The organism is Microbispora amethystogenes (assembly GCF_016863015.1).
GTDB classification, from domain to species: domain Bacteria; phylum Actinomycetota; class Actinomycetes; order Streptosporangiales; family Streptosporangiaceae; genus Microbispora; species Microbispora amethystogenes.
The window spans coordinates 96,252-105,230 of record NZ_BOOB01000053.1 but is presented as its reverse complement, the minus strand read 5'-3'; the positions used below and the strand labels follow the sequence as shown (position 1 = coordinate 105,230).

General features: G+C 71.3%; 11 protein-coding genes and 1 pseudogene. 7 read left to right on the top strand and 5 right to left on the bottom strand.

The features are described 5' to 3' along the window. From Mam01_RS30865 to Mam01_RS37875, 3 genes and pseudogenes are all read left to right on the top strand, one after another. A pseudogene (locus tag Mam01_RS30865) lies at window positions 1–125 on the top strand (transposase); the annotation flags it as partial. Between the two features lie 188 nt (window positions 126–313). Continuing rightward, the gene (locus Mam01_RS37880) at window positions 314–1,225 is read left to right on the top strand and encodes a transposase (RefSeq protein ID WP_204288703.1); all 912 of its coding nucleotides are present in this window, start codon (window positions 314–316) and stop codon (window positions 1,223–1,225) included. Further along, window positions 1,146–1,973 carry a transposase gene (locus Mam01_RS37875; RefSeq protein ID WP_204288702.1) on the top strand — a complete coding sequence of 276 codons (828 nt, stop codon included), beginning with the start codon at window positions 1,146–1,148 and terminating at the stop codon, window positions 1,971–1,973. The genes Mam01_RS37880 and Mam01_RS37875 overlap by 80 nt, the downstream gene beginning before the upstream one ends. On the opposite strand, the gene Mam01_RS30850 is transcribed toward Mam01_RS37875, so the two are convergent. Further along, window positions 1,974–2,219, bottom strand: a complete 246-nt coding sequence (locus tag Mam01_RS30850) for a hypothetical protein (protein ID WP_204288701.1) — start codon at window positions 2,217–2,219, stop codon at window positions 1,974–1,976. It abuts the gene before it with no gap. A gap of 281 nt (window positions 2,220–2,500) precedes the next feature. Between Mam01_RS30850 and Mam01_RS30845 the strand changes: the two genes are divergently transcribed. Continuing rightward, window positions 2,501–3,142, top strand: a complete 642-nt coding sequence (locus Mam01_RS30845) for a VC0807 family protein (protein WP_150940329.1) — start codon at window positions 2,501–2,503, stop codon at window positions 3,140–3,142. Between the two features lie 25 nt (window positions 3,143–3,167). Here Mam01_RS30845 and Mam01_RS30840 read toward each other — a convergent pair whose 3' ends face one another. Next, entirely contained in the window at window positions 3,168–3,935 is a 768-nt protein-coding gene (locus tag Mam01_RS30840; protein WP_204288700.1) for an SDR family NAD(P)-dependent oxidoreductase, read from the bottom strand. 115 nt (window positions 3,936–4,050) lie between these two features. On the opposite strand from Mam01_RS30840, the gene Mam01_RS30835 reads away from it, so the two are divergent. Beyond that, window positions 4,051–4,788, top strand: a complete 738-nt coding sequence (locus Mam01_RS30835; protein WP_204288699.1) for a TetR/AcrR family transcriptional regulator — start codon at window positions 4,051–4,053, stop codon at window positions 4,786–4,788. Between the two features lie 223 nt (window positions 4,789–5,011). Here the strand turns inward: Mam01_RS30835 and Mam01_RS30830 are convergent, their stop codons facing one another. Next, window positions 5,012–5,470 carry a nuclear transport factor 2 family protein gene (locus tag Mam01_RS30830; protein WP_204288698.1) on the bottom strand — a complete coding sequence of 153 codons (459 nt, stop codon included), beginning with the start codon at window positions 5,468–5,470 and terminating at the stop codon, window positions 5,012–5,014. A gap of 44 nt (window positions 5,471–5,514) precedes the next feature. Between Mam01_RS30830 and Mam01_RS30825 the strand changes: the two genes are divergently transcribed. Together Mam01_RS30825 and Mam01_RS30820 are read left to right on the top strand one after the other, a co-directional pair. Then, window positions 5,515–6,240 carry an SDR family oxidoreductase gene (locus tag Mam01_RS30825; RefSeq protein WP_239101754.1) on the top strand — a complete coding sequence of 242 codons (726 nt, stop codon included), beginning with the start codon at window positions 5,515–5,517 and terminating at the stop codon, window positions 6,238–6,240. 72 nt (window positions 6,241–6,312) lie between these two features. Then, a complete protein-coding gene (locus tag Mam01_RS30820; RefSeq protein WP_204288697.1) occupies window positions 6,313–7,206 on the top strand; it encodes a phosphotriesterase family protein in 894 nt (297 codons plus the stop codon). Window positions 7,207–7,233: 27 nt separating this feature from the next. On the opposite strand, the gene Mam01_RS30815 is transcribed toward Mam01_RS30820, so the two are convergent. After that, the gene (locus Mam01_RS30815) at window positions 7,234–8,313 is read right to left on the bottom strand and encodes a HAMP domain-containing sensor histidine kinase (RefSeq protein ID WP_204288696.1); all 1,080 of its coding nucleotides are present in this window, start codon (window positions 8,311–8,313) and stop codon (window positions 7,234–7,236) included. Continuing rightward, window positions 8,310–8,978, bottom strand: a complete 669-nt coding sequence (locus Mam01_RS30810; RefSeq protein ID WP_204288695.1) for a response regulator transcription factor — start codon at window positions 8,976–8,978, stop codon at window positions 8,310–8,312. The genes Mam01_RS30815 and Mam01_RS30810 overlap by 4 nt, the downstream gene beginning before the upstream one ends. Window position 8,979: the final 1 nt, after the last annotated feature.

Sequence of the window (8,979 nt, the reverse complement as noted above, 5' to 3'; positions counted from 1 at the left end):
TGCGGGACGTCTGGGCGGACTTCGAGTGCGAACTGGCCAAGTTCACCGGCGCGGCCAACCACGTGCACCTGCTGGTGAACCTCCCGCCCAAGGTCGCCCTGTCCCGCCTTGTCAACTCTGTGAAAAGGGGTGTCCTTCCGGCGGATGTGGACCGAGTTCCCCGAACCGGCCCGCCACTACTACCGGGCGAACAAGCTGTGGTCGGGTTCCTCACCCCCGGCCTGAAGGACTCCGTTGGTAAATCCGCAAATCCCCCTCTTGTCGGGTGGTGGCGGGCAGGATCGGTGTGCCGATCGTTGCCGGAGGTGGGACAGTGTCGCTGGATGCCCGAAATGATCACGGGGTGCCGGAGTTGACTGCGCGGGTGGTGCGGGCGGCATTCCCGAAGGGCGCACTGGCTGTTCGGGTGCGTGAAGCGCTCGGGCCGTTGTTCGCTGACGAGTCCTTCGCCGAGGCATTCTCCCGCCGTGGCCGTCCGGCGGTCTCGCCAGGAGCGCTGGTCTCGGTGCTGCAGTACGCGGAGGGGCTGACCGACCGACAGGCCGCCGACCAGGTGCGGGCGCCTATGGACTGGAAGTATCTGCTCGGGCTGGAGTTGGATGACCCCGGCTTCGACTTTTCCGTCCTGAGCGACTTTCGCGCCCGTCTGATCGAGCATGGCCTGGAAGACAGGATCCTCGAGGTGATCCTTCAGCGGGTCAGTGAGGTGGGGTTGCTGCGGTCCGGCGGCCGTCGGCGCACCGATTCCACGCACGTGCTGGCCGCGGTGCGGACGTTGAACCGGATGGAATTCGTCGGGGAAACCCTGCGGGCCGCGCTGGAGGCGCTGGCGGCGGCCGCCCCTCAGTGGCTGGAGGCGGTGATCACCAGCGAATGGGTCCACCGCTATGGGGCCCGGGTCGATTCCTATCGCTTCCCAAGGGGGGACAACGCCCGCCAGGAGTGGGCCGAACAGGTCGGCCGGGACGGTTTCGCTCTCCTGGAGGCGGTCCACGCCCCTGCCTCCCCTGGCTGGCTGCGCCAGATCCCGGCTGTCCAGGTGCTTGCCCGGGCCTGGATCGAGCAGTATCACCGCGATCAGGAGGGGGTGCGCTGGCGGGAGGGCAAAGACCTCCCGCCGGCCAGACAGCGGCTGTCCTCGCCCTATGGATCTCGATGCCCGCTACGGCCTCAAGCGCGGCGCGGGCTGGTGCGGCTACAAAGTCCACCTGAGCGAGACGTGTGAGCCGGACGCGCCGCGCCTGATCATTAGCGTGCTGACCACGGATGCCACAGTCACCGACACCGAGGTCACCGCGGATATCCACCAGGCGATGGCAGGACGCGGGCTGCTGCCCGCCGAGCACGTCGTGGATGCCGGGTACGTCACCGCCGCGCACATCGTCACCGCCCGCGACACACATGGGATCGATCTGGTGGGGCCGGTCGGAGCCGACACCCACCACGGCACTGCGGACGGTGAGGGGCCGGGCCTGTCCCAAAGCGCCTTCACCGTCGACTGGGACCGGTGCAAGGTGATCTGCCCGCAGGGCGCTGTCAGCATCAGCTGGTCCGGCCAGGTCAAATCCAGCGGCACCCCGATCAGCCGGGTCCAGTTCGCCGCCACCGACTGCCGTCCCTGCCCGCTGCGCCCGGCCTGCACCCGGGCCTCGCCCAAGGGCCGCTACGGGCACAACCTCACCCTGCTGCCCTGCGAGCAGCAAGAAGTCCTCGACCAGCGACGCCAGCAGCAGCTCACCCCGGAATGGAAACAGCGCTACGACATCCGCGCCGGAGTGGAAAGCACCATCTCCCAAGCCGTCCGCCGTACCGGCATCCGCCGGACCCGATATATCGGGTTATCCAAGACCCGCCTCGGCCACGTCTTCGCCGCCGCAGCCATCAACATCACCCGCATGGACGCCTGGCTCACCGAGTCCCCACTCGGCGCAACCCGCACATCCCGCCTGACCGACCTCGCCCTCACAGCCTGATCACCAAGCCCGATTTGCGGATTTACCAACGGAGTCCTGAAGGCCGGAGCACTGCGGACGAATCCGGTAGCGCCGGGGCAGTTCGCCGCCCCGCGCGTCCTTCGGCGGCTCGCCGCCGGGCGGCACGGGGATGTGCGTGTGCTCGGTGAACAGCAGCGCCTCGTGGCCGCGCTGCTCCACGAGACGCGCGAGCGTATCCGGACGAACCGCATCATGAGTTGCGAAGTACCCGAATCCCGTATTCATCCCGTCACCGTAACCCGCGTCCGCGTCCGTGGAGAGAGCGGCCCGAGGCGCGCGACGAAGCGGCGACCAGCGCAATCGTTTCCTCGGCGGACTCTCAAATGACATGCCGCATCGGTATCGGACGTCGCCTCGCTCAGTGCTTCCGGCCCGTCAAGGCCGTACCGTCAGGTACGGTAAGCCACCGATGCAACACCTTCCCTGGGCGTTTCCGACCGCGATGTCCGGGTAGGCGCGTTTGCCAACTACAGCGTCGGTCTCCCCCGCCGGCCCGTTGGAGTGTCATGAACCACACGCCCTTCGCCATGCCCAGGCTCACCGCCCTGATCAAACAGGCGGTCCCCCGGCTCCTCGAAGGCGTGGTGGCCCCTCTCGCCGTGTTCTACGCGGCGCTCGCGGTGCTCGGCCTGCGCGGCGCGCTGATGGCCGCGATCTCCTGGGTCTACCTCGGCGTGCTGTGGCGCCTGGTGCGGCGCCAGCCGGTGCCCGGCACAATGATCTTCGCCGCCATCGCCATCACCGTACGGACGGTGCTCGGCCTGTGGAGCGGCAGCGCGGTGGTCTACTTCATCCAGCCGGAACTCGGCACGATCGTGATCAGCATGGTGCTGCTGGCGTCCGTCCGGATGCGCCGCCCCCTCGTGGAGAAGCTGACGCTCGACTACATCCACCTGCCGTCCTTCGTGCTGCGGCACCAGCGCGTCCAGCGGTTCTTCGCCCGGATCACGCTGCTGTGGGCGTTCGTGCTGCTGGTCAACTCCAGCGTGAGCATCTGGCTGCTGCTGCACCAGTCGATCGGCACCTACCTGCTGGTCCGGACGACCGCCGTGGCGGTCATCACCGGGATCGCCTTCCTCGCGTCCGTCTGGGCGTTCCGCCGGGTCCTGCGGCGGCTGCACACGGAGGCCCCTGCGGTCACCGGTTGAGTGACGCCCGGGCCCGTGCGGGTGGTCACAGGCGGGGGCCGAGGAACGTGCCGCCGGTGGCGTCGATGAGGTCGCCGGTGATCCAGCGGGCGTCGTCGGAGGCGAGGAAGGCCACGATGTCGGCGATGTCGGACGGCCGGCCGATGCGGTTGAGCGCGGAGGCCGCCGCGGTGAGCGCCTCGAACTCCGGGCTGGAGTGGATCCAGGCGTTCGCCTCGGTGTCGGTCACGCCGGGCGCCACCGTGTTGACGGTGATCCCTCGTTCGCCCAGCGCGTGGGCCAGCGTCCGGCCGAGCACGTTGATCGCGCCCTTGGCCATGGAGTAGGCGAGTTCGTGGGTGATGGCGATGCGCGTGTCGGCGGACGAGATGTTGATGACGCGTCCGCCGTCGCTCAGCAGGGGCAGCGCCCGCTGGATGATGAAGAACGGCGCGCGCATGTTGAGCGCGATCAGCCGGTCGAACTCCTCGGGGGTCGTCCGGTCGATCGAGCCCATGCCCATCGTGCCGCCCGCGTTGTTGACCAGGATGTCCAGCGACCTCCCGGCCAGGCCCTCCTCCAGCCCGGCGAACAGCGTGTCGACGTCGCCGGCCACGCCGAGCTCCGCCCGGACGGCGAAGGCGCGACCGCCCTCCCGCTCGATCTCGGCGACCGTCTCCGTGGCCGCGGACTCGTCACGCCCGTAGTGCACGGCGACGTACGCGCCGTCCGCCGCCAGGCGCTGGGCGATCGCCCGGCCGATGCCCCGCGAACCACCGGTGACCAGCGCCGTCCTACCCGCCAGCTTGCTCATCACGCCCAGCTCCTCTGCTCATGCGGCGGCACGCAGCCAATTGTTTATGCCGCACACTGTTTGTCTATGTTATATACAGTTCTTGGCACGGGCGCAAGGAGAACCAGGAGGGCCGGTGGCGGCGAAAGGTGACAAGGGCGCCGGCGATCCGGCCCGCGGCATGGACCTTCTGTGGGGAACGGTCGGCAGGCCCAGCCGGGGCCCGAAGCCGAGCATGTCCGTCGACCGGATCACCGGGACCGCCGTCGAGATCGCCGACGCCGAAGGGCTGGCGGCCGTCTCCATGCAGCGCATCGCCGCCGCCTTCGGCTTCACGACCATGTCCCTGTACCGGTACGTGCCGGGGAAGGCGGAGCTGGTCGCCCTCATGATCGACACCGCGATCGGCGACCGCCCCGACCTCGGCGGGGTGCCGGGCGGGTGGCGCGACCGGCTGGCGGAATGGGCCCGCCGGTGCCTGCGGCTTTACGTGCGCCACCCCTGGCTGCTCGCGGCCACCGGCGGCAATCGCGTCATGGGCCCGAACGAGCTGGGCTGGCTGGACGCCGCGCTCGCCGTACTCGCGGACGCCGGTTTCACGCCGGTCGAGCAGCACGACGCGTTCCTGCTCGTGAACGGGCACGTCCGCAGCGTCGCGCAGTACACCACGGGTGCCGATCGGCTACGGGTCGACGAGTGGTCGGCCGATCTCGGGGAACGGCTCCGCCGGCACGGCGACCGTTTTCCGGCCCTGGTCGCCGCCATCGAGGGGGGCGGGTACTCCCAGACCACGGACGAGCCCCTGGAGTTCGGGCTCCGCTGTCTGCTGGACGGGCTGGACAGGCTCCTGACCGGCCGCGCCTCCCCCGGCTGAGGCACGGACCCCCGATACACGACAACGGCTTATTTCGCCCCCGACGGCCGCGGCCTCGCCCGGCGTGCGCCGGGCGAGGCCGCGGGTTTCAGGCGCGGGGTTCAGGCGCGGGGTTCAGGCGCGGGGTTCAGGCGCGGGGTTCAGGCGGGGTTCAGCAGGAGAGTTCAGCCGGCACACCCTGCCCGTCCGGATCGCGACCGCGATCCCGGACTGTCGCTGGATTTCAGTCCATCGTGTGGGCGCGCACCGCCTCGTCGCCCCGGGTGTGCCAGGCGTCGAACGTCAGGGCCGTGACCTTCCAGCCCTCGGCCTGCCGTACGAGCCCGAGCCGGTAGACGCCCCACACCTCCCACAGGCCGCCGCCGAGCCCCTCGTCGAGCACGTTGTAGGCGTAGCCCTTCGCGGTCACGTGCGCCTCGGCGCCGTCCACGGTCACCGCGAAGTTGCTCACGGTGTGGAAGCTCTGCTTGCGGGCGTGCAGGCCGGTACGCCAGCCGTCCACGAGGGCGTCGGCGGTGATCCGGGCCGGCTCCCCGCCGTTCAGGCTGGTGAAGTCGGCGTCCACCTCGTCGTCGAACAGTTCCCGGCACACCGGCCAGTTCTTTGCGTCGACGGTGTCGAAGACTGCGGTCACCACGTCCACGATCTCGGCGCGGTCGACCAGTGCGGCGATCTGATCCATGCGCCCCATCATGCCCGTGAGATCGTGTGATAGGCACGGTTCCCATGGGAATCGCACTTGTCACCGGCGCCTCGCGAGGGCTCGGCGCCGTCATCGCGGAACGGCTCGCCGCCGACGGCTGGCACGTCGCCGTCAACTACGCCAACGACACCGCCGGAGCCTCCGCCGTCGCCGACCGCATCGCCGCCGCCGGCGGCTCGGCGACCCCTGCCCGGTTCGACGTCACCGACGAGCGGTCCGTACGGGAGGGCGTGGCCGAGCTCGGGCGGGTCGACGTGGTGGTGAACAACGCCACCGGCCCGCAGCCGATGATGCCGGTGGAGAAGCAGACCTGGGACGACCACCTCGGCCAGCTCCGCTTCTTCGTCAAGGCCCCCCTGCTGCTCCTGCAGGCCGTGCTGCCCGGCATGCGCGAGGCCGGCTCGGGCCGGATCGTCAACGTGGGCAGCGAGGTCTCCGATCTCGGCAACGCCGAGTTCGGGCACTACGTCTCGGCCAAGGCCGCGATGCACGGGCTCACCCGGTCGTGGGCGCGGGAGCTGGGGCCGTACGGGATCACCGTCAACACGGTCGAGCCCGGCTGGATCCCGGTGGAGCGCCACGCGGACGTGCCGCCCGAGGACTACACCGGTTATCTGCGCGACGTGCCGCTGGGTCACATGGGCGTGCCGCTCGACATCGCCGAGGCGGTGGCCTTCCTGGCCTCGCCCGGCGCGCGGTTCGTCACCGGGCAGCGCCTCGCCGTCAACGGCGGCCGGACGATGAGCTGACCAAACCTTAAGAGAGGTAAAGAATCTGATGATCCCGAAGGGTTTTGACAAAAAATGAGTTAATGTCCGTTCATGTCCGGCGCATATTTCCCCCGCATCCAGACCGTCACCGGCGCCCTTCCCGTCTCCGAGATCGACGGGCCGGTGCTCCCCCACGAGCACCTGCGCACCGACACCCGCTGGGGGATCGGCGTGGACTCCGATCCCTGCCGGTGGCTGGACGAGGAGCGATATGTGCTGGCCGAGTTCAAGGACCTCGGCAGGGGCGAGGCGCTGGGTCTCGTCGTCGAGCACAGCTGCATCGGCATGGCCCGCGACCCCGCGTCCCTCGCCCGGATCTCCATGGCCGCGCGGGTCCCGATCGTCGCCGCCACCGGCTTCGCCCCCCAGCCGTTCGCCGGCGCGGCGATCACCCGGTACGGCGTCGACGACCTGACCGCCGACCTCCTCCACGAGATCGGCGCCGGGCTGGACGGGACCGGCGCCCGGCCGGGCGTCATCGTCGCCGCGTCGTGGGGTGAGACGCCCACCCCCGCCGAGGAGCGGGCGGTCACCGCCGCCGCCCGCGCCTCGCTGCGCACCGACCTCCCGGTGGCCGCGGGCGGGCTCGAACTGCTGGAACTGCTGCTCTCCCAGAACGTGCCCGCCCAGCGGCTCAGCGCCCCGGGCGCCGACACGCCGGCCCAGCGCAAGATCGCCGAGACCGGCGCGTACGTGAGCGTCTCCTGCGCGGACGACGTGCTCACCCTCCTCGACGCCGGTCACGCCGAGCGCATCCTGGTCAGCAGCGGCGTACGGCTGCGCGAGCACCTGGCCGGCTACGGCGGGCAGGGGTACGGCCGGCTGTTCTCCTCGGTCGTGCCGGCCCTGCGGGCCGCCGGGGTGGACGACGGCACCCTGCGTCTCGTCACCCACGACAACCCCCTCCGCTGGCTCACCGCCGGCCAGGGCCGCCTCGCCGCCTGACATCACGGCCTGACACACCGCCCGGACTCACCGATTCGTCTGGCCGCGCGGCCGGCGCAGGGTGAGGCGGAAGACACAGCCAGACGGAGCGCCGGACGTGACGGTGAGGTCGCCGCCGTGCGCCCGGGCGATCTGCCGGGCGATGGGCAGGCCGAGGCCGGTGCCGGGCACGTCGCCGTGGCCGCGCCAGAACCGCTCGAACACGCGCTCCCGCTCCTCTTCGGGGATGCCCGCCCCCCGGTCGGCGACCGTGACCACGGCCAGGCCGGGGGTGAGGCCGATCTCCACGGTCACGGGCGTGCCCTCCGGGCCGTAGCGCACGGCGTTGTCGACGAGGTTGGCGAGGGCGCGGGTCACCGTGGCCTCGTCGACCGGGCACATGGCCTCCGCCGGGCCCTCCAGACGAAGCGTCATCCGCTTTCCGGCGGCCAGCACCTCGGCGTGCCGGAGCACGTCACGCGCCACCTCCATGAGGTCGCCCGGGCGGCGGTCGAGCGTACGGGCGCGTCCGCGGGCCTCGGTCAGCAGGTCGTCGACGGTCGCCCGCAACCGCCCGGCCACGCTCCCCGAGCGGCGCAGGCCGTCGCGGTAGACCTCAAGGGTGGGCTCGGGGTGGGCGAGCAGGACCTCCGCGTTGGCCATCAGCACCGACAGCGGGCTGCGCAGCTCGTGGCTCGTCTCCTCCAGCAGCCGCCGCTGGGTCGTCGCGGCCGCCGCGAGCCGGTCCAGCATCGCGTCGAACTCGGCGGCCAGCGCCACCACCTCCAGCGGACCGCGGCCGAGCCCGATCCGGCGGCTCAGATCGGTGCCGCCGATGTCCCCGGCCACGGCGCGGATCCGGTTGATCGGCGCGACGGCCCGTCCCGCCCACCACCAGGCCGCCGCGGCGGCGGCCGGGGCGAGCGCGAGGATGGTCCAGGAGACCCACGGGGAGCGATGCGCCGAGGCGCTGCGCACGTGCTCGGCCCCGTTGAGCGCCTGCGCGGTCGTCTCGGTGTCGGTCAGCAGCACCACGCCGAACAGCAGCAGCGGCGGCACGTAGAACCCCAGGAAGGCGAGCACGGCCAGCCGGACGCGCAGCGAGCGCCACTGCCACTGCCGCCTCACGGCCCCTCCAGGCGGTAACCGGCCGCGGTGACGGTGGTGATGACGGGCGGGTCGCCGAGCTTCCTGCGCAGCCGGCTGAGGATCACCCGCACCGAGGTGGTGAAGGGGTTGGCGTTGGCGTCCCACACGTGCTCCAGCAGGTCCTCGGCCGACAGCACCCGGCCGGGATGGTGCATGAAGTAGCGCAACAGGGAGAACTCGCGCGACGTCAGCTCCAGCTCGGAGCCCGCCCGCCAGGCCCGGTGGGTGGCCGGGTCGAGTTCCAGGTCGCCCACCCGCAGCAGCGTGCCGTGCTGGTCGCCGCGGCGGCCCAGCGCCCGCAGCCGGGCCACCAGCTCGGCGAAGTGGAACGGCTTGACCAGGTAGTCGTCGGCGCCCGCGTCCAGCCCCGCGACGCGGTCGCCGACGGCGTCGCGGGCGGTGACGACGAGCGTGCGCCGGGGGCGGCGCAGGTGCGCGTCGCCGCCGAGCCGGCGCAGCAGGTCCAGGCCGTCGCCGTCGGGCAGGCCCAGATCCAGGCAGGCCACGTCGTAGGAGGTGACCCGCAGCGACTCCTCGGCCTCGAGGTACGTCGCCGCCACGTCCACGGCGTACGACTCGTTGCGCAGGCCGAGCGCGACCAGTTCCGACAGCTCGGGGTCGTCTTCGACGAGGAGCACGCGCACG

Coding starts and splice junctions, on each gene's coding strand:
- Mam01_RS30825 (WP_239101754.1), top strand. CDS start 5,515: ATGGGAATCGCACTTGTCACCGGCGCCTCGCGAGGGCTCGGCGCCGTC.
- Mam01_RS30840 (WP_204288700.1), bottom strand. CDS start 3,935: ATGAGCAAGCTGGCGGGTAGGACGGCGCTGGTCACCGGTGGTTCGCGG.
- Mam01_RS37875 (WP_204288702.1), top strand. CDS start 1,146: ATGGATCTCGATGCCCGCTACGGCCTCAAGCGCGGCGCGGGCTGGTGC.
- Mam01_RS30830 (WP_204288698.1), bottom strand. CDS start 5,470: ATGGATCAGATCGCCGCACTGGTCGACCGCGCCGAGATCGTGGACGTG.
- Mam01_RS30820 (WP_204288697.1), top strand. CDS start 6,313: ATGTCCGGCGCATATTTCCCCCGCATCCAGACCGTCACCGGCGCCCTT.
- Mam01_RS30845 (WP_150940329.1), top strand. CDS start 2,501: ATGAACCACACGCCCTTCGCCATGCCCAGGCTCACCGCCCTGATCAAA.
- Mam01_RS30850 (WP_204288701.1), bottom strand. CDS start 2,219: ATGAATACGGGATTCGGGTACTTCGCAACTCATGATGCGGTTCGTCCG.